The organism is Chryseobacterium wanjuense, assembly GCF_900111495.1.
In the GTDB taxonomy this organism is placed as follows: Bacteria; Bacteroidota; Bacteroidia; order Flavobacteriales; family Weeksellaceae; genus Chryseobacterium; species Chryseobacterium wanjuense.
Genome location: NZ_FOIU01000001.1, coordinates 989896 through 1008669, shown reverse-complemented (window position 1 = coordinate 1008669; position 18774 = coordinate 989896). Strand labels below are relative to the sequence as shown.

The 18774-nt window shown below is 35.9% G+C and carries 20 protein-coding genes; 11 read left to right on the top strand and 9 right to left on the bottom strand.

The window, feature by feature from the left end:
- Positions 1-6 precede the first annotated feature (6 nt).
- Positions 7-2226: an NADP-dependent isocitrate dehydrogenase gene (locus tag BMX24_RS04565; protein ID WP_089790873.1), complete on the top strand. Its 2220-nt coding sequence runs from the start codon at positions 7-9 to the stop codon at positions 2224-2226.
- 65 nt (positions 2227-2291) lie between these two features.
- The gene (locus BMX24_RS04560; protein ID WP_089790872.1) at positions 2292-3188 is read left to right on the top strand and encodes a LysR family transcriptional regulator; all 897 of its coding nucleotides are present in this window, start codon (positions 2292-2294) and stop codon (positions 3186-3188) included.
- 25 nt (positions 3189-3213) lie between these two features.
- Here the strand turns inward: BMX24_RS04560 and BMX24_RS04555 are convergent, their stop codons facing one another.
- Together BMX24_RS04555 and BMX24_RS04550 are read right to left on the bottom strand one after the other, a co-directional pair.
- Positions 3214-3585, bottom strand: a complete 372-nt coding sequence (locus tag BMX24_RS04555; RefSeq protein ID WP_089790871.1) for a nuclear transport factor 2 family protein — start codon at positions 3583-3585, stop codon at positions 3214-3216.
- 108 nt (positions 3586-3693) lie between these two features.
- Positions 3694-4026, bottom strand: a complete 333-nt coding sequence (locus BMX24_RS04550) for a winged helix-turn-helix transcriptional regulator (RefSeq protein WP_089790870.1) — start codon at positions 4024-4026, stop codon at positions 3694-3696.
- A 103-nt stretch (positions 4027-4129) separates the two neighbouring features.
- On the opposite strand from BMX24_RS04550, the gene BMX24_RS04545 reads away from it, so the two are divergent.
- From BMX24_RS04545 to BMX24_RS04515, 7 genes are all read left to right on the top strand, one after another.
- Complete coding sequence (locus tag BMX24_RS04545; RefSeq protein WP_170835656.1) at positions 4130-4876, top strand: SDR family oxidoreductase; 747 nt, start codon at positions 4130-4132, stop codon at positions 4874-4876.
- 196 nt (positions 4877-5072) lie between these two features.
- Positions 5073-6050, top strand: coding sequence for a heme-binding domain-containing protein (locus BMX24_RS04540; RefSeq protein WP_089790869.1), 978 nt, complete (start codon positions 5073-5075; stop codon positions 6048-6050).
- On the top strand, positions 6050-6490 hold the full coding sequence (locus tag BMX24_RS04535) for a hypothetical protein (protein WP_089790868.1): 441 nt from the start codon (positions 6050-6052) through the stop codon (positions 6488-6490). The genes BMX24_RS04540 and BMX24_RS04535 overlap by 1 nt, the downstream gene beginning before the upstream one ends.
- A gap of 210 nt (positions 6491-6700) precedes the next feature.
- Positions 6701-7717, top strand: a complete 1017-nt coding sequence (locus BMX24_RS04530) for a sensor histidine kinase (protein ID WP_089790867.1) — start codon at positions 6701-6703, stop codon at positions 7715-7717.
- Positions 7698-8465 carry a LytR/AlgR family response regulator transcription factor gene (locus tag BMX24_RS04525; RefSeq protein ID WP_089790866.1) on the top strand — a complete coding sequence of 256 codons (768 nt, stop codon included), beginning with the start codon at positions 7698-7700 and terminating at the stop codon, positions 8463-8465. Before BMX24_RS04530 ends, BMX24_RS04525 begins: the two co-directional genes overlap by 20 nt.
- 143 nt (positions 8466-8608) lie before the next feature.
- Positions 8609-9382 carry a DUF1223 domain-containing protein gene (locus BMX24_RS04520; RefSeq protein WP_089790865.1) on the top strand — a complete coding sequence of 258 codons (774 nt, stop codon included), beginning with the start codon at positions 8609-8611 and terminating at the stop codon, positions 9380-9382.
- Positions 9383-9643: 261 nt separating this feature from the next.
- Complete coding sequence (locus BMX24_RS04515) at positions 9644-10036, top strand: DoxX family protein (protein WP_089790864.1); 393 nt, start codon at positions 9644-9646, stop codon at positions 10034-10036.
- Between the two features lie 210 nt (positions 10037-10246).
- Here the strand turns inward: BMX24_RS04515 and BMX24_RS04510 are convergent, their stop codons facing one another.
- The 4 genes from BMX24_RS04510 to BMX24_RS04495 form a co-directional block, all read right to left on the bottom strand.
- Complete coding sequence (locus tag BMX24_RS04510) at positions 10247-11437, bottom strand: MFS transporter (protein ID WP_089792748.1); 1191 nt, start codon at positions 11435-11437, stop codon at positions 10247-10249.
- Positions 11438-11514: 77 nt separating this feature from the next.
- The gene (locus tag BMX24_RS04505) at positions 11515-12516 is read right to left on the bottom strand and encodes an aldo/keto reductase (RefSeq protein ID WP_089790863.1); all 1002 of its coding nucleotides are present in this window, start codon (positions 12514-12516) and stop codon (positions 11515-11517) included.
- Positions 12517-12604: 88 nt separating this feature from the next.
- Positions 12605-13510, bottom strand: coding sequence for a helix-turn-helix domain-containing protein (locus BMX24_RS04500; RefSeq protein ID WP_089790862.1), 906 nt, complete (start codon positions 13508-13510; stop codon positions 12605-12607).
- A gap of 216 nt (positions 13511-13726) precedes the next feature.
- The gene (locus tag BMX24_RS04495; protein ID WP_089790861.1) at positions 13727-14149 is read right to left on the bottom strand and encodes a hypothetical protein; all 423 of its coding nucleotides are present in this window, start codon (positions 14147-14149) and stop codon (positions 13727-13729) included.
- 355 nt (positions 14150-14504) lie between these two features.
- Here BMX24_RS04495 and BMX24_RS04490 point away from each other — a divergent pair, with 355 nt between their 5' ends.
- Positions 14505-14792: a GNAT family N-acetyltransferase gene (locus tag BMX24_RS04490; RefSeq protein ID WP_089792746.1), complete on the top strand. Its 288-nt coding sequence runs from the start codon at positions 14505-14507 to the stop codon at positions 14790-14792.
- A gap of 1 nt (position 14793) precedes the next feature.
- On the opposite strand, the gene BMX24_RS04485 is transcribed toward BMX24_RS04490, so the two are convergent.
- The gene (locus BMX24_RS04485; protein WP_089790860.1) at positions 14794-15891 is read right to left on the bottom strand and encodes an MBL fold metallo-hydrolase; all 1098 of its coding nucleotides are present in this window, start codon (positions 15889-15891) and stop codon (positions 14794-14796) included.
- A gap of 167 nt (positions 15892-16058) precedes the next feature.
- Between BMX24_RS04485 and BMX24_RS04480 the strand changes: the two genes are divergently transcribed.
- Complete coding sequence (locus tag BMX24_RS04480; protein WP_228404681.1) at positions 16059-17570, top strand: S41 family peptidase; 1512 nt, start codon at positions 16059-16061, stop codon at positions 17568-17570.
- 38 nt (positions 17571-17608) lie between these two features.
- Here the strand turns inward: BMX24_RS04480 and BMX24_RS04475 are convergent, their stop codons facing one another.
- Positions 17609-18202: a hypothetical protein gene (locus BMX24_RS04475; RefSeq protein WP_089790859.1), complete on the bottom strand. Its 594-nt coding sequence runs from the start codon at positions 18200-18202 to the stop codon at positions 17609-17611.
- 67 nt (positions 18203-18269) lie between these two features.
- Positions 18270-18764 carry an RNA polymerase sigma factor gene (locus BMX24_RS04470; RefSeq protein WP_170835655.1) on the bottom strand — a complete coding sequence of 165 codons (495 nt, stop codon included), beginning with the start codon at positions 18762-18764 and terminating at the stop codon, positions 18270-18272.
- Positions 18765-18774 lie beyond the last annotated feature (10 nt).

Sequence of the window (18774 nt, the reverse complement as noted above, 5' to 3'; positions counted from 1 at the left end):
AGTATAATGTCAGACAAATCAAAAATCTATTACACACTTACGGACGAAGCTCCAATGCTGGCTACACACTCGTTTTTACCGATTGTAAAAGCTTTTACAAAATCAGCAAACATTGAGATCGCAGTTCCGGATATTTCTTTAGCAGGAAGAATTTTAGCCAACTTCCCGGAATTTTTGAAAGATGATCAGAAAATCGGTGATGCTTTGGCTGAATTGGGTCAGCTGGCTACTCAACCTGATGCGAACATTATCAAATTACCTAATATTTCAGCTTCAGTACCTCAGTTGGACGAAGCGATCGCAGAATTACAATCTAAAGGTTTCGCGGTACCAAATTATCCTGCAGAGCCTAAAAATGATGAAGAAAAAGCGATCAAAGCTAAATATGCTAAAGTATTGGGAAGTGCTGTAAACCCTGTATTAAGGGAAGGGAACTCTGACAGACGTGCTCCAAAAGCCGTTAAAAACTACGCAAAAGCAAACCCTCACAGAATGGGTGACTGGGCTTCTGACAGCAAAACTGACGTAGCTCACATGGACAACGGAGATTTCTACGGAACAGAAACTTCTACCACAGTAGAAAACGCTACAAAATTCAAAATTGTATTTAAAGGAAATGATGGTGCTGAAACTTTATTAAAAGATTTCGCAAACCTTCAGGCGGGTGAGGTGATCGATTCTTCTGTAATGAACTTAAACGCTTTGAAAGCTTTCGTTCAAAAAGCAATCGAAGAGGCTAAAAACAAAAACGTGCTTCTTTCTGCTCACCTGAAAGCTACGATGATGAAAATCTCTGACCCTATTATTTTCGGGGCGATCGTAGAAACGTTCTTTAAAGATGTATTTACAAAATATGCTGAGACTTTCAAGTCTTTAGATGTTAATCCAAACAACGGTCTTGCAGATCTTTTCGAAAAAATCAAAGGAAATGCTCAGGAAGCTGATATTAAGGCTGATATTGAGGCTGCTTTGGCGAACGGACCAAGAGTCGCGATGGTAAACTCTGACAAAGGAATTACCAACTTCCACGTACCTTCTGACATTATCGTTGACGCATCTATGGCTGCTTTGGTAAGAGGTGGAGGAAAAATGTGGAACAAAGAAGGTAAAGAAGAAGATACGGTTTGTATCATTCCGGATCGTTCTTATGCAGGTTTCTACCAGTCTGTAATCGACGATATGAAAGCGCACGGAAAATTGGATCCTACAACGATGGGTTCTGTTCCGAACGTTGGTTTGATGGCTCAAAAAGCTGAAGAATACGGATCTCACGACAAAACTTTCCAGGCAACTGCAGACGGAACTATTGAAGTACAGGACGAAAACGGAAACGTTCTTCTTTCTCAAAAAGTAGAAAAAGGTGATATCTTCAGAATGTGTCAGACAAAAGATGCTCCGATTCAGGACTGGGTAAAATTAGCGGTAAACAGATCAAGATTATCTGATACTCCGGCTATTTTCTGGCTAGACAAAGGAAGAGCTCACGACAGAGAGATCATTAAAAAAGTTGAAAAATACCTTAAAGATTACGATACAACCGGTCTCGACATTAAGATTCTTGATGTAAAAGATGCTATGACGGAAACGTTGAAAAGAGCAAGAGAAGGAAAAGATACTATTTCAGTTTCAGGAAACGTGTTGAGAGATTATCTAACAGACCTTTTCCCAATCCTTGAGCTTGGAACTTCTGCAAAAATGCTTTCTATCGTTCCATTGATGAACGGTGGTGGTTTATTCGAAACAGGAGCCGGGGGTTCTGCTCCGAAACACATTGAGCAATTCCTGGAAGAAGGGTATTTAAGATGGGATTCTTTAGGAGAATTCTTGGCATTACAGGCTTCTTTAGAGCATTTAGCACAAACTCAGGGGAATACAAAATCTCAGGTTTTAGCAGATACATTGGATGAAGCAAATGCAAAATTCTTAGCTACAGATAAGTCTCCGGCTAGAAAAGTAGGACAGATCGACAACAGAGGTTCTCACTTCTACCTGGCGATGTATTGGGCGGAAGCACTGGCAAACCAGACAAAAGATGCTGATTTAGCAGCAAAATTTGCTCCAATTGCACAGGCATTGCAGGAAAATGAAGCGGTAATCAATCAGGAACTGATCGCTGCCCAAGGTAAGCCTCAAAATATTGATGGTTATTACAAAACTGACACCTACAAAACATATGCTGCGATGAGACCGAGCACAGTTTTGAATGAAATCATTGACGGAATTTAATTAAATCCACTATAAAAAATTTCCCCTTGATAAGAGGGGAAATTTTATTTTAAAATATAACACAAATGGAAATAAGACACTTAAAACTAATAAAAGCCATCGTAGAAGAAGGCGGTATCACAAAAGCAAGTGATAAACTGCACCTTACTCAATCTGCATTAAGCCATCAATTAAAAGAAGCCGAACAAAAACTGGGAACAGATATTTTTACCAGAAATAATAAGAAGCTCATCCTTACAGAAGCCGGAGAAAAGCTGTACCATACAGCAAATGAGATCATTAATAAACTTCATGATACTCAAAATGAAATTAATAATTTGATTCATGGAGATGTCGGAAGCATCAACTTCTGCAGCGAATGCTATTCCGGATATCACTGGCTGGCTCCTTTACTGAAAAAATTTCAGGATTCTTACCCTAAAATTGATCTGAATATTGTTGTGGAAATCACAGGTAATCCTTTAAAAGGAATTCTGGAGCGTACTTTAGACATTGCGATCATCAGTGATCCCGCAAAAAATGAAAATGTAGAATTTCTGGAACTTTTTGAAGATGAAATTGTTTTGATCGTTTCCGAAAACCATAGATTGGCATCCAAAGAATATGTGTCACCTAATGATTTTATCGATGAAAACCTGATCATCCACTCTTTGCCTATTGACAAGGTGACTTTGTATGATCAATTTTTAAAACCTGAAAATATTACTCCAAAAAAAATAACCCCGATTCCTCTTACCGAAGCTTCTTTATCTATGGTAAAAGCGGAAATGGGTGTCATGACCATGTCAGAATGGTCTGCAAAGCAATATCTGAAGAATGATCCTTCGCTGAAAACAGTAAGAATCGGAAAAAAAGGGTTAAAAAGGATTCAGTATATTGCGATCTTAAAGGCATTAAAACATCCACAATATTTTAACAGCTTTATAGATTATCTGAAAGCGGAAATCCACAATACTCAATAATACCGAATCCTTTTTTTATAACAGCTTATGAAGCAGGACCTTCTCTATAGAATAACTTAGAAACAATGCTCCAGTTTCCGTCTACTTTTACCAGATTCAGATAGTCTACCATAATATTGTCAAATAATTGTAAACGTACTTTGGCAAAAGCCATCGTATCTGATAAAATGTCTAAAAAAACCACTTCGTCTTTACGGCCTGAACCCATCTCCACAGGAGATTTTCTATTTTTCACCATTTCTCTGTATTCATCGAATGGTCTTACTACGAAGTTACCATCCTGTGCAGAATATAATACACTATTGGAATTGAATACTTTATCGAATTCATTAAGGTCTTGTGTTTGCAATACATCGAAATATCTTTCAAGCATTGCTCTGATTTCATTTTCTACCATTTTATTTTGTTTTTAGTTTTGCTTTTACAAAGGTATACATAAAAGTTATTCAATAAAAATGAAAAGATTTAATGATATGATTAATAATTTTCATGCAAATCAGGAAATTTACCCCTCAACAATTACTTTACGGTGTTCCCTGCCCCAATTGATCATTTCAGCGATGATCTTTCCGAAAGTCCTGCAATATTCCGTCGGCTCGTATTCAATTAAAACCGGTGTTTCAGGATAAACGGTTCGTTTTACCAGCTTATTCATTTCCATATCTTTTAATTCTTTTGAGAGCATTCTTGTGGTGATTCCGGGGATGCTTCTTTCAATTTCGCGGAAACGTCTGTTGCCATTACAAATAGAATTGATAACAGGAATTCTCCATTTTCCCCCGATAAAATATAGGGTGTCCTGCAATGCTCTAAGTTCTTCGGTTTGATCTCTTTCCATGTCTGCAAAGTTAAGTGATATAATGAATGATACTGATATACTCTGTGATACTGATTACAAAAGTATACCAATTTGAAATAACTTTGTCAAAAATTTTAAAGAAATGAATACATTTAATAACAAACTAGCCATCGTAACTGGCGGAAACAGCGGAATTGGCTATGCAACCGCCAAAGAATTAATTGCCGAAGGGGCAAAAGTAATCATCACGGGAAGACGAAAAGAAGCCGTTGAAAAGGCAGCCGGAGAATTGGGAGCAATTCCATTTGTGGCGGATCAGGCGAATCTTGATGATATTGATGCTTTAAAAAAAGAAGTGGAAAACCAGTACGGAAAAGTTGATATACTTTTCATTAATGCCGGAATTACAGGAACATTAGGCTCAATAGAAAATATGAATCCCGAAAATTTTGACAATGTGATGAATATTAATTTCAGAGGTGCTTATTTTACTTTAAGCAAATTCATCCCTTTGCTGAATGACGGTGCATCAGTGGTCTTTTTATCCTCCAATGTGGCGACTACATACAGACCTAACAGCTCAATTTATCAGGCAAGTAAAGCGGGTTTAAATTCAATTGCAAAAACAGCTGCAGTAGAATTAGCCCCAAGAAAAATCAGGGTGAACATTGTAAGTCCGGGACCTACGAAAACTGAAATCATGACAAAAGCCGGTTTGGATGAAAAAACACTGGAAGGACTTGATGCCTGGCTCACTGACCAAATTCCTTTGAAAAAAATGGGAACTGCAGAAGATGTAGCAAAAGCAGTAGTCTATTTATCCAATAATAATGTGGCAAGCTTTATGACAGGAACGGAAATTCTTATCGACGGCGGAATGATTTTATAAGCCGGAAGCATGGAAGCGGGAGGTCGGAAGTTAGTATAAATTTCCATCTTCCAGCTTCCTTCTCTTTTCAACTTCTTTTTACTCTCAAAAATTCCACTTTTACCATTCTATTTGTCCGTTTCACCTCTTTTTTCGTTTCGAAAACCTTTTCTACAGGCTACTTTTGGTTCATCAAAAAAAATAAACCAACAATTTTATGGAAACAGTAAAAAAGAAAAGAAATCCCATTGCTATTGTATTTTTGGTAGTCTTGGGAATCTTTGGAGGATTGCAGTTTTTCAATCAGCCTTTGGAAGGGAAATCTGTCACCAAACAAATCGAAGCACCGCGTGAAGTCATTTCTATTTTGGAAAACTCATGTTTTAATTGTCATTCTAATCAGCAAAATCTGAGCTGGTACGACAAGATTGCACCGATCTCATGGGCAGTGAACAAAGATGTAAAAAGAGCCAGACAAGTCCTTAATTTTTCAGAATGGAATTATTCTGCGGGGGAACATCAGGGGAAAATGTATGCCATTTTAAATATGATGCAAAGCGGAAAAATGCCTCTTCATGAATACACCATTCTACATTCATCAGCGAAGGTCACTCAAAAAGATATTGATATCATTAAGAAATATACTTTATCATTATCAGGAGTTGATACCGCAAAAAAGGAAGAAAAAAATATTCATCAAAATATTAATTTACCTGAAAATAATACTTCATCAAAATTTCCGGTTTCGCCAAACGGTGTAAAGTATACCGATGATTTCAAAAACTGGAAAGTGATCAGTATGAGTACCCTATTTGACAATTCAATCCGTGTAATCTATGGAAATGACATTGCTGTAAAGGCGGTTGAAACAGATAATTTTCACCCTTGGCCGGATGGAAGCATCGTTGTAAAATCGGTTTGGAAACAAGAGGAATTATCCAATGGAGAAATCAGACCTGGAGAGTTTGTGAATGCCCAATTCATGGTAAAAGATTCGAAAAAATATACCGATACGGAAGGTTGGGGATTTGCAAAATTTTCAGGAAATGAACTCCATCCTACAGGAAAAACAGCATCGTTTGCCAAAGAATCATGCATCGCCTGCCACCGACAGTTAGGAGAAAAGACAGGATATCTGTTTGACGTTCCCATGAAAGTAAATACCGAAAGATTAATTAAAAACCTTCAGAAATAATGAAAAAAATATTATTCATCATCATGTCCGTTTGTGCTTTATTCACTGCATGTAAAATCGATGAACCGGATAAAGATTTAAAGCGAATCGTTTTCGATCCCGGAGATTTAAAATTTATTTCAAATTCATTGAATCCGAAGAAAGAAACCATGTCTGCCTTGTATGGAAATCAGGAAGCGCTTCAATCTTTAGCAACTGAAAATAATCAACCAAAAGCTAATTCCGAGTTTAAATTAGTCACCTGGAAATACCATGAAAATCCGCAATACATCGGAGGAACGATCACAGGTGAATTATTAAGTGTAGAAACTATACACAGCGACAAAAACGGAACTATTTCCTATCAGCTGAAAGACCAAGTAAGAACTGAAAATAATCCTTCAAACAAGGAGGAAAGAATAAAATATTTCATGAGCTATAAACCTGTAGTAAGACCATAAATAAAGTAAAAAGTGAAAGTGATGATCTGGAGTTGAGAAATCGGCTCCGGATTGTTTTATACAAGTCAATGGTGAATAGTCAATTCGTTTCGCTTGTGAATTTTTTTCACCTTAAAAAATTGACGATTGACCTGTGTAGCAAAATTCACTATTCACTATTAAATCTGCAACATTTTACATAACTTAACATCTTTAAAACCGATAGTTGTCATGCAACAACAAAAACTCAAAATTTCGCCGGCTGTAATCTGGGTAAGTTCCATATTTTTAGGGGCTTTATCATCCGTTCCGCAGCTAGCTTCCCACGCTTTCAACTGGAAAGAAGCGGTTGTAAACTCTGCCATCACCGCAGCTTTTTCCATCATGATGTGGTATCTCAACATCTATATGCTCAACCGGAATTCCGGCAGAAAAAGGCAACATATTTCTTACTCAAGATTAATGATCGTTTTGGCTTTCGGGATGGTCATTATGTTTGGCCTGGCCTGGATTCAGCAACTTATTTTATCGCACATCAATTTTGGTCCGGCCATGCTCATGGTCGAGGTTAGAGGAATTTTGATCAACTTGGTCTGCTATATGTTTTTAACGTTGCTTCAAAATAATTATACCGGTCAACAAATTCAATTGGAGCTTGAAAAAGTGAAAAGCGATAACCTGGGAGCGCAATTTGAATTATTAAAACAACAGATCAATCCGCATTTTCTTTTTAACAGTTTAAATACCTTAAAATCAATGGCTGAAACGAATGATTCCGAAACGGTTGACTTCGTTATGAAACTTTCTGATTTTTACCGCTTTACATTAGAAAGCAGAAAATTAGACCTCATTACTGTTCAAGAAGAAATGAAAATCGTCGATTCGTATCTTTTTCTACAAAAAGCCCGTTTTGGTGAAGGAATTACTTTTACCAATGAATTAAATAGCGAAGTTTTAAAAACATTAATTCCTCCTTTTACCTTACAATTATTAGTTGAAAACTGTATTAAACATAATATTGTTTCACAAAGCAAACCTTTACACATCAAAATTTACAACTCCGAAGATAAGATTATCATTGAAAATCCTATTCAAAAGAAAATGGCGACAGAAGATTCTCTGGGGGTCGGACTAGACAATGTAAAATTGCGCTACAAACATCTGCTGGAAAAGGAAATAGAAATAAATTCAGACGAAAAAATCTTTCAAATAAAACTACCATTCATCCATGAATATCATCATCATTGAAGACGAGTTCAGAGCTGCGAAATCTCTTCAGAACCTAATCTCAGAACTAAAACCCGAATCCAAAATCACCGGCGTCTACGACAGCATCGAAATGAGCATTGAAGCCCTGTCCAAAGGCAGTATGCCCGATTTGATCTTTATGGACATTCACCTGTCCGATGGTCTTTCCTTTGAAATTTTCAAGCAGGTTGACATCACCTGTCCGGTGGTTTTCTGCACCGCTTTCGATCAATATATGCTTGATGCTTTCAAAAGCAAAGGCGTTGATTATGTGTTAAAACCGTTTTCCCGGGAGGATATTTCCGAAGCATTAAGAAAGGTGGACGAGTTAAAAAAATTCTTCCAGAAAAACGAACTGCCGGAGCTCGAATCCCTTTTGCAGAAAATAGCCCAGCCACAAGCGGCAAGTAAGAGTAATTTTTTGGTTTTTAAAAATCAAAAATACACCACGATTCAGACGGAAAATATTGCTTACTTCTACATTCATAACGAGATTACCCATCTTGTGACTTTCGACAAAGAACAGTTTCAGCTGAGCCAATCTTTGGGTCAGGTTGCCGAGCAGGTTTCTGAAAAACAATTTTTCAGGATTAATCGACAATACTTAATAAATTTCAAGGCAATCAAAGAAATGGAGCATTATTTTCAGCGTAAAATTTTGGTTAAATTAACCATTGAAACTCCTGAAAAGCTTCTTATTAATAAAGAAAAAACGCACAGTTTCTTTACCTGGCTGGAAGACCGTTAAACTTCCAACTTTTAAATTCCTTCTCGATTTTAAAAACTTCAGGTTAATAATATACAGGTTCACCATTCATTTTGTCCGGTTGAACCTTTTTTGTATTCTTTCACGACGGAAAGGTATCTACTTTTGAATCAAAATTAAAAGAAATGATACTAAAAAACCTTATAGGAACAGCGGCTTTCGTAGCTTTAATGTTTACCGTTTCCGCATTTGTGTATACTAACAAATCAGAAAAACCTCAACAAAATAATCCAACAGAAGCCAATGGTTTCGCTGTGCTGGAATTGTTCACTTCCGAAGGCTGCTCGAGCTGCCCGCCTGCAGATCAATTGATGGGTGAAATTGAAAAACTGTACAAAGATCAACCGGTCTATATCCTTGCCTATCACGTAGATTATTGGAATAATCTGGGCTGGAAAGATAAATTCAGCAGCGTGGAAAATTCCCAGAGACAGCAGTACTACAGCCGAACATTGCGCTCACAGGTTTATACGCCCCAACTGGTTGTGAACGGTAAAAAAGAGTTTGTAGGCTCGGACCGAAACAATGTTGAAGACGCCATTGAGAATGCTTTATTTAATTCTAAAAATCTTCATATCGATTTATCCGCAAACTCTTCGGAGAAAGAAATCAATGTAAATTATAAAACAGTAGAAAATAATTCACAAAACAAGCTTCTCATCACTTTGGTTGAAAAAAAATCCGCCACCAATGTACAAAAAGGTGAAAATGAAGGCCGTCATTTGCAACATTGGCAGATTGTTCATCAGCAAAATCAAATTTCTTTAAAAAATTCTTCAGAAGGAACTACAAGCTTTAAGCTTCCTGAAAATTTCAACACCAACGATTGGGAGGTTATCGGAATGATTCAGAATACAAAAACCGGGGAGATTCTGGGTTCTGCTAAGGCTATTTTTTAATACGGTTTAAAACGCAAAGACGCAAAGCTTTATTAAATGTATTAAGCTTTTAAATCGCAAAGATTTTATCTCCTATAAAATTGAAAACTTCATAATTAGGAGCAAATTTCATTGAAAAATCTTTTGTCACACTGAGCCTGTCGAAGTGTTCTTGTGCCTTAAAATATAAACCTTATAAATTCATTGCGTGCCCTTGCGCTTTGCCAGCATATATTTCAATCAATTCAAATAATAAAATATTAACAACTTAAACAAATAAAAATGAAAACAAAAACAACAAAAATCATCTATTGGTCAGGAGCAATTTTTATGTCAGTATGGTTTGGAGCAAGCGGCTTCTTTGAACTCACAAAAAATCCTGTAGTTTGGGACATCACGCTGCAATTAGGCTATCCATCGCATTTTATCTATATTTTAGGAGTATTTAAATTAGCCGGAATCCTGGTATTATTACTTCCCAACAGATTATTAAGACTGAAAGAATGGGTATTCGCAGGAATGTTCTTCGATATTATTTTTGCATTCTTTTCAAAGATCGCAGTGATCGGTTTTGCATCGGCAATTGATGCTATTGTAGCCTTTACAGTTCTTTCGGTGACTTATTTTATGTTTAGAAAATTATACACTCCCGAATTAATTTTTGGAGAAGAATAGTTTATGAAACTCTAATCTCATAAATTCTACACTAAAACACAACTAATCATTTAACAATCAATACAATTTGTGAAAATATTTGTAGAACTTTTTAGATATTTAATCTTATGTTAAAGATAAATCCTCCCAGTAATGAGAGGATTTATTGTTGAAAATTATGGTAGAAAAAATATAAAATATAATTGAAGTGTTAAAACTTAAGGATTAACACTATGCATGCGCTTTTCGTAGTTTAATCATACTTAAAATAAATAACCCTAAAATTCCCAGTACAAAATAGCCTTCCGCCACTTCCAGCTGCATCTGAGGTCTGATCATCGCAACAATCCCGTAACTGATTGCAGAGGTGATAATGAAAGCAATTCCACCTGTAAGACCGCCTGCAATTCCTGCAGAATTCGGAAATCTTCCGATACAGTATGAAAAATAATTATTAAAGATAAATCCGGCAGTCACGTGAATTAAAAAAGCAAAAGCTACCAGACTGTAAATATTGCTTGAAAAATATGAAGCAACAAACATCAAAATGATTAAAATCAATTGAATAAAGTTAGCATACCGAATTTTAGGCAAAAATGCTTTATTGATTAATGCTTTTCCTAAAAAACCTCCTGTCATCCAAGCAAATCCCAAGATTAGTGAAACATATCCGGCTACCACTTCAGAATAGCCCATTTTATGCTCAATAATGAATGAACCGCAGAGATTGAAGAACATAATCATCGAGTAGCTCAATCCGCACATTATCATTCCATAGAAAAAGTCTTTTGCTTTAAACATTGAATTATATTCTTTCAATAAGAACTCAAAATGAAAAGGATTTCTCTTTTTCAATGTTTCCCCTGAAAATATAAACTCTAATAATAAGAGCAGCAAACTATATCCTGCCAAAACATAAAAATTTGACTGCCATCCGAAGCTTTTCTGCAAATACCCACCGATAAAAGGCGCAATGATAGGACCAACCGACCAGACAATCGTCATTATGCTGAGATAATGTTTCCGTTCGTCACCTTCATACACATCCACAAAAAATGCCCGTTTGGAGACCACTGCAAATCCCGACAAAATACCTTGTAAAACGCGCATGGCATAAATGACAAAAATATTTTGTGTCGTTGCCGTAATTAAAAAAGACACTACAAATAAGGCCAGCGAAATCATCGAAACCTTGTATCTACCGAATGAATCGACAATACTTCCGGCAAAAAACTGTGTTAATCCGTAGCTGATTAAAAATATCGATAAAGTAAGCTGTATGTTACTTTCCGGCTGGCGTAGTTCCGTTGCCATACTCGGCATTGAAGGCAGGTAAATATCCGTCGCTAATCCCGACATCGGAATTACTGCAAATGCTAAAACTGTAGCAATTAGTTTATTTTTTTCTTTAAGTGTGACCATCCCTATCATTAAATCTTTTCATGAAAAAATTCAGATTCCTTTAAAAAATTCATGAACCTGAATTTGATATACGTTTTTTAATTATTCACTAATTTCATAGAACCTTCGTTGTATCTTTCCCCCGTATTCGGATATTTTTTCAGGATAGAATCGATGGTTTCCAAATCTGATGAAGATAGTTCGATATTGATCGCTGCAATATTTTCTTCCAAATATTTAATGCGTTTTGTTCCCGGAATCGGAATGATATCATCTCCCTGATTCAGTACCCAGGCCAGAGCCAGTTGAGTTCCTTTTACACCTTTAGACTGTGCAAAATCATTGAATTCTTTAGCTAGACTTCTGTTATTTTCAAGATATTCCTCCTGGTAACGCGGCAACGATTTTCTGAAATCTTCATTTCCAAAATTCTGTACTTCAGTAATATTTGAGAAAAGCCCTCTCGCCAAAGGAGAATATGGAACCAAAGTAATTCCCAGCTCACGAATAGTCGGAAGAATTTCTTTTTCCACATCTTTCGTTAATAATGAATATTCTGACTGTAATGCTGTAATCGGGTGAATTTTATTCGCTTTTCTAATGGATTCTGCGGAAGCTTCCGATAATCCTAAATATTTTACTTTTCCCGCTTTTACAAGATCCGCCATTGCACCGACGGTTTCTTCAACAGGAATATTCGGGTCAACCCGGTGAGCATAGTAAAGATCAATTTCGTCAATTTTTAATCGTTGAAGACTCAAATCAACTGCTTTTTTGATCCATTCCGGTGAGCCATCGAAATACGTTCCCGGAGCACCGCTATGACTCGCTTTTCCATCTTTAAACCTGAATCCGAATTTCGTAGCAATAAAAATTTTATCACGGTTCGGCACCAAAACTTTTGAAATCAGTTTTTCGTTTTCTCCATTCGCATACATATCCGCCGTATCCCAGAAGTTCACGCCTAAATCCAATGCACGATGCAGCGTATGGATGCTCTCCTGTTCGTCGGTAGGACCATACGCAAAGCTCATCCCCATACATCCCAAACCAATAGCAGACAACTGCTCTCCTGTGTTTCCTAATTTTCTAAATTTCATAGTTGTTTGTGATTTTAAATTAACATGACAAAATTATGACAGAGATTTTCCGGTTTCAATATAGAATTCAAACGAAGAATTATAAAATTCAAACAACGGAAGTTCTTATGGCATTTGGTGTCAATCCGGTTTGTTTTTTAAAATAGTTGGTAAAATAAGCAGGCTCTTCAAAACCCAGTCCATAAGCTATTTCCGAGACATTCCAGTCAGTATGCATCAGCAAAGCATTGGCTTCCTGAATGATCCTTGAAGTGATCTGCTGAGTTGTTGTTTTTCCCGTAATCTCCTTCACAGAACGGTTTAACGAATTGACGTGTATCGAAAGATTTTCGGCATAATCCGTGGGTGTTTTCAGTCTCAGATATCTCTCAGGACTGTCGATCGGGAACTGCCTTTCGAGAAGTTCCATGAACAGAGACGCTACCCTTTGCGAAGCATTCTGATAAGGTTCAAAATTTTCCGCCGGATGCATTTTCATCGTTTCATGGATCAACAGATGAAGGTACGCCCGTAACATATCATATTTGTGCAGGTAATCTGATTGGATTTCCGTCATCATTTTAAAAAAAATATCCGAAACTATTCCCTGCTGTTGCTCATCAATAAAGAAAACCGGAGTTCCGCCGATCTTAAAAAGCGGGGAATCCTGAAGTGTTCCGAAACGGTTTCCGGTATGCAGAAACTGATCGGTAAAAAGACAAAAAAATCCCTTCTGATCCTTGTTTTCCGCTTCCCACGAATAAGGAACTACAGGGTTTGAAAATAGCAATGCAGGCTTATCCACATAAATCCATTTATCTGCATAATGAAGTTTACCTTTTCCTATAATCAATGAAATTTTATAATAATCTCTTCTGCTGTAAGGCGTAATTGATGAACAATTTTCTCGTGAAAACACATTGAAATGCCCTACTCCGGGAGTTTTGATACATTGCAGACCTTTGTTCTGAGCATTTCGTTCGTAAAAACCTTTTATTGTTTCTTTGGATTCCATAGTTCAAAATTATAAAATTCAAACAGAACTTTAGTATTCAAATTGAAGTAATTGATAAAAGTGATTGAGGTGAGGTGAGGTGCGGGATACGAGATACGGGTTTCGGGTTTTGAGGTTTGGGGTTTGGGGTTTGGATTTTGGGGTTTGATTATATAAAAAAATGGCTGATCCGCAGACCTGCCATTTAAAATTGAATGTATAGTTGATAAATTGGTTCTAGTGATGCCCGTTTCCGTGCTTTTGCTTATGAACTTTTATTTTTTTATCCATATGCTTGTAGCGTTTGTCGTTGTTTTTATTTCTGTTGTAATACGCTACCGGATTTTGTCCTTTATAATATTTGGTCTTAAATTTTACATATTTATCTCTTCCTAAAATCCTTTCCAGTTCCACATATCTGTCTTCTCTCCATCTGTCGGGATTGTGTACATATATCCTGTTCCATGAGTTGTAATCACGATATCTGTCGTTCAAGGCATAAATCTGATTGGCCTGTACGGTTGTCAATACCAAATCTGCTATTACATTTTGCCAGTTAACATCCGTGATGCTTCTTCTATAGTCGTTGTAATAATCTGATTGTGCATAGCTTACACCAAATGTTCCAACAAGCATTGCTATCAATAATAATTTTTTCATTTCACCCCATTTTAAAATTAAAGTATTAGGTATGTTTCAATTAAAATGCCAAATTGACAAAAAGCATTCACAATGTTTGTTAAATATATTCCAACTTATTGAAAACCTATGGAATATCTTTTAATTTCATTTAAATGTTTTACAGATTATTAAATATAAAATCATGAATAAGAAGGTTATAAAATGGATGAAATTTTAGTAATAAAAGTGAATTCTGAACCCGGATATTTCAAATATTTTAAGCTTTTTGGAAAGCATTTGTTGAATTTATTATTTAAGTTTCATTTTAAATTTGTAATTTTAAAAGGAGAAAAGTTCTCAGAAATCATTGATTAATCACCAAATCTCAACATTTATGGAAAATATAAAATTTGAAGTATCTCCATATCAAGACGAATTGCAGATGCTGATTGATGGAAAAAGAGTCGGCTATATGTCCATAGAGATTGACGGCAGACTCCTGATTGTCTACTACACCAAGCTCGACAAAGAGCGTGAAGGTCATGGATATGCCAAAATGCTTTTGGATGAATTGGTGCGTTATGCCGAAGAAAAAGACCTGCTGGTAGATCCTGAATGTGATTTTGTGAGACAACAATTTGAAAATCACCCTTCAAGATATAAAGACATCTGGCACGCTTAGGCTACTCTTTCCACCAGGCTTTAAATTGATGATCCGTTTTATTTAAATCAAGCGGCTCGCCGATCATAGGTGTTAAAATAGTAAGATTTTTTTCTTTCCCAAGACTTGTTACCTTTTCCAAAGGCTCATTCCAGGCATGAAGAGCCAAAGCAAACTTTGAGGAGTGAACAGGAATAATATTTTTCGCATTCACATCAATACTCGCCTGAATCACATCTTCCGGCAATGCATGAATATATTTCCAGGCTTGGTTGTACTGCCCGTTTTCGATGATGGCATAATCAAACGGTCCGTATTTGTCTCCAATCATTTTAAAATGTGTATCGTAGCCACTGTCTCCTCCTAAAAATATTTTCTTGGTAGGCGTTTCCAAAACGTAGGAAGTCCAGAGTGTAACGTTTCTTTTCACTTTTCTTCCGGAAAAATGTCTTGCCGGGGTAAACGTAATTTTAATTTCACTTTTTAAAACGGCATTATCTCCCCATTCTTCTTCAATCAGCTGATCAGGTCTGTAGCCCCATCTTTCCAAATGAGCACCGACTCCCAAAGGCAGGATCACTGTATTGACCCTATTTTTAATGGCTTTGATCGTGGGATAATCCAAATGATCATAATGGTCGTGGGTAATCACTAAATAATCAAGCACCGGAATATCTTCAGGCTTAAAAATATCCGCTCCGGTGAAAGCTTTATTGAAAAATTTAAACGGAGAACCATATAAACTAAGAACGGGATCAATTAAAAAAGAAACTCCATCTGTCTGAATGTAATACGAAGAATGTCCCAGCCAGACAAAAACATCCTGATTTTTAGGAATATTTTTCAGATCCGTATGAATGGAAGGAATATTATTTAACGGTTTTAAAAGCGGATTTTTCTTCTTAAAAAAGAAATCGTAGAGCACTTTCGGAAAAGTGTATCCTTCTGCTAACGAAGGCGTATAGCTGAGATTCTGAAACTGATTGTCTTTATAATGTCTGGACTGGTGCATTCTTTCCAATCTTTTCCCTTTTGCTTCCGCACCGAAAACACTACGATTGGTAATTATTAAATATAATAAAACAATGAAAACAGCTGCCGCAATAAGTATATAGATCATTTTTATGTATAAAAATAGGGGTTAAATGTATGACTTTATATTATCATGACGATTTGAAAATGATAAACCTTTATTTTTTAACTAAAATTATATCAATTTTAATTATTAAACTTTTTAATTTAGCAGTCGAAAAACCAAACGTGCAAAAGAATTATTTCATATTGTTTTTGCTTCTTATTATAACTTCCTGTGGATCAATCAGAAGACATAATGAGCAGAAAGCATCCTGTATTCCGCCCGAAAAGCTGAAAGAGGATGTAGATTTTGCGTATTCCAAACTGAAAGAAATGCATCCGCAGCTCTATTGGTACATTTCTCAAAAGGATCTGGATCATAAATTTGACAGTCTCAAAAAGACCATTACCGAACCTCTTACTCCGCTTCAGTTTTATTTTAAATTGCAGCCCGTAATTGCAGATATTCGTGAAGGGCATCTTTCATTAAGAATTCCACGGAAAAAGTTTACCAAAAAGGAAATTAAAGGATTGGAACATAAAAAAGGAATGTTCAGCCGATTCGAATATTATGTGAAAGACGATCATCTTTTTATTGTTGAAAACAAAGATTCTATTGAAAATATTAAACCCGGAACAGAAATTCTGACGATCAACGATATTCCTGTTTCCGAATATCTGAAAAAATACAGACAGCTTGTAAGCAGCGACGGCTTTAATACAACTTTTCAGCCTTATTTCCTGAAGGATTGGTTCTTCTATTTTTATGTGGCAGAAAACGGTTTTACGGATCATGCAAAAATTGAAACACTCTACAACGGAGAACGAAAAGTTTATTATTTAAAAAGAGAATCAAAATCTGAAAATGACCTTAAAAATGATAAGGAACAGAAAAAGCGAACGGCCGAGAAAAAAGTTAATGATTACGTAGCTTTTAACAATTCGTATAACCGGAATTTTAAATTCCTGGGTAAAGACAGTTCGATTGCTTATATAAAAGTAAAAAGTTTTTCAAGAGATTATTCTGAAAAATTTTATAAAGAAACTTTTGAAAAGATTAAAAATGCTAAATCTTCATACCTTATTATAGATGTAAGAAATAATTACGGTGGATCTCTGGATGAGATTAATAATTTGTATTCTTATCTTACTTCCAGTCCTTATGTTTTGATAAAGCCTTCGCAGGTCACTTCGAAAATTTCTCCCCTGAAAACCAGCTATTTCCGAAAGAGTAATATTTTACAATATGCTTATAAAGGACTTACTTATCCTACTTTCTTTTTTGCACAAACTTTCAGTACGTATAAGAAGGACGGAAAAGTGTATTATAAAATGAAAGCTGATAAAGTTGCAAAACCTAATAAAGACACTTTTAACGGAAAAATTTTCGTTTTAATTAATGGAGGAAGTTTTTCTGCCTCATCAATTATTACTTCCAAACTTAAAAATGATAAAAGAGTTGTACTTGTAGGTGAAGAAACTGGAGGCGCCAATGACGGAACGGTAGCCGGATTTTATTCTTTCCAAAAATTGCCTAATTCCAAAATCGATTTACCCATCGGATTGCTTCTGGTACAACCCAATATTACTTTCTCCAATACTAAAAAAGGTGTTGTTCCTAATGTCACGGTTACCGAAACGCTGCAGGATGTTATTGATAAAAATGATCCGCAGATGGATTGGGTATTGAGCGAAATTGAGAGAGAGAAAAATTTACATAAATAATATTTGGAGGTTTCGGCGGGCTTTCAGCCCGCCGAAACCTATTTCTTCAATTCTATTAAAAGACCTTCTATTTGCTGGATATATTTTCCGTAAAACTTTTGAAACCAAAACTTTCCCAGAAAAAATAAGGAAATCATAGTCACTACTAATGCTCCGATAATAATACTTGCAATCTTCAAATTTGAAGGAGGTTTCGGATACGGAATAAATTCCAGGACAATAATTAATTCACACACCAAAAACGGCGCAAAAGCAACATAAAACGAAAAATAATATTGTTTATTCAGATAAAGCTGATGCAGCAAATCCTTTAAACCGTCGTAGGTTTTCATCACAGGATTGGTCATTTCCTTGTAAAGCTTAAAAAACTGGCTAAAAAAGAAAAAAGTTACAAAAACCATTGATGCGATTAGGATTGTAATGTAAAATTTAAACTTAAATGGCGCTTCACACAAAGCAATCAGAGCAAATGCAAAAATGAAAATTCCCACCGTTGACCAAAATTCCATTCGCATATTTTTGCGCATCTTTTCAAGCGGGAAATTTATTTTATTTTTTTGTTCGGTGCTTATTTCAGGAGTTTCATCATCCCTGTCTTCACTCCATGTATTTTTTAATTCATCTATATTCATATGGTTGATTTTTTGTTTTGAGATGCGAGACGCGGGTTCTGAGTTTCGTGATTTACCCGGCTCTCTGCTATTTTGAGTTTAAGATATCTTTCAGCTTATTTTTGGCACGGTTCATTTTTACCCGTACATTTCCTTCGGAGATTCCCATCTGTTCGGCAATTTCCTTTCCTGAAAAATTTTCGAGGTAATAAAAAATAAACGCCTTATCAATTGGGTTTAACTGATGAATGGCTCCATACATTGCATTCAGTTTTTCTTCTTTTTCATGATCAAATTCGTCCTGGGTGATTTTATATTCAGAGAAGTCTTCATTTTTTATAAAACTTCTTTTCTTTTCATTTTTAAGGAAAATAATGGCTGTATTCAGCGCTATTCTATACATCCATGTTGAAAATTCGCTGTGTCCTTTAAAATTTGGATACGCTTTCCATATCTGATACGTGATCTCCTGAAAAAGATCGTCGCGGTCGTCCTTTTCGTCCATATACATTTTAGAAATCTTGAAAATGATTCCTTTATGTTTTTCAATTTTTTCTAAAAATTCCTGTTCTAATGAGATCATGTTGTATTGC

What these genes read in the sequence shown, in the direction of transcription:
- BMX24_RS04565 (WP_089790873.1), top strand. Translation starts at nt 7, where the DNA reads ATGTCAGACAAATCAAAAATCTATTACACACTTACGGACGAAGCTCCA.
- BMX24_RS04560 (WP_089790872.1), top strand. Translation starts at nt 2,292, where the DNA reads ATGGAAATAAGACACTTAAAACTAATAAAAGCCATCGTAGAAGAAGGC.
- BMX24_RS04555 (WP_089790871.1), bottom strand. Translation starts at nt 3,585, where the DNA reads ATGGTAGAAAATGAAATCAGAGCAATGCTTGAAAGATATTTCGATGTA.
- BMX24_RS04550 (WP_089790870.1), bottom strand. Translation starts at nt 4,026, where the DNA reads ATGGAAAGAGATCAAACCGAAGAACTTAGAGCATTGCAGGACACCCTA.
- BMX24_RS04545 (WP_170835656.1), top strand. Translation starts at nt 4,130, where the DNA reads ATGAATACATTTAATAACAAACTAGCCATCGTAACTGGCGGAAACAGC.
- BMX24_RS04540 (WP_089790869.1), top strand. Translation starts at nt 5,073, where the DNA reads ATGGAAACAGTAAAAAAGAAAAGAAATCCCATTGCTATTGTATTTTTG.
- BMX24_RS04535 (WP_089790868.1), top strand. Translation starts at nt 6,050, where the DNA reads ATGAAAAAAATATTATTCATCATCATGTCCGTTTGTGCTTTATTCACT.
- BMX24_RS04530 (WP_089790867.1), top strand. Translation starts at nt 6,701, where the DNA reads ATGCAACAACAAAAACTCAAAATTTCGCCGGCTGTAATCTGGGTAAGT.
- BMX24_RS04525 (WP_089790866.1), top strand. Translation starts at nt 7,698, where the DNA reads ATGAATATCATCATCATTGAAGACGAGTTCAGAGCTGCGAAATCTCTT.
- BMX24_RS04520 (WP_089790865.1), top strand. Translation starts at nt 8,609, where the DNA reads ATGATACTAAAAAACCTTATAGGAACAGCGGCTTTCGTAGCTTTAATG.
- BMX24_RS04515 (WP_089790864.1), top strand. Translation starts at nt 9,644, where the DNA reads ATGAAAACAAAAACAACAAAAATCATCTATTGGTCAGGAGCAATTTTT.
- BMX24_RS04510 (WP_089792748.1), bottom strand. Translation starts at nt 11,437, where the DNA reads ATGGTCACACTTAAAGAAAAAAATAAACTAATTGCTACAGTTTTAGCA.
- BMX24_RS04505 (WP_089790863.1), bottom strand. Translation starts at nt 12,516, where the DNA reads ATGAAATTTAGAAAATTAGGAAACACAGGAGAGCAGTTGTCTGCTATT.
- BMX24_RS04500 (WP_089790862.1), bottom strand. Translation starts at nt 13,510, where the DNA reads ATGGAATCCAAAGAAACAATAAAAGGTTTTTACGAACGAAATGCTCAG.
- BMX24_RS04495 (WP_089790861.1), bottom strand. Translation starts at nt 14,149, where the DNA reads ATGAAAAAATTATTATTGATAGCAATGCTTGTTGGAACATTTGGTGTA.
- BMX24_RS04490 (WP_089792746.1), top strand. Translation starts at nt 14,505, where the DNA reads ATGGAAAATATAAAATTTGAAGTATCTCCATATCAAGACGAATTGCAG.
- BMX24_RS04485 (WP_089790860.1), bottom strand. Translation starts at nt 15,891, where the DNA reads ATGATCTATATACTTATTGCGGCAGCTGTTTTCATTGTTTTATTATAT.
- BMX24_RS04475 (WP_089790859.1), bottom strand. Translation starts at nt 18,202, where the DNA reads ATGAATATAGATGAATTAAAAAATACATGGAGTGAAGACAGGGATGAT.
- BMX24_RS04470 (WP_170835655.1), bottom strand. Translation starts at nt 18,764, where the DNA reads ATGATCTCATTAGAACAGGAATTTTTAGAAAAAATTGAAAAACATAAA.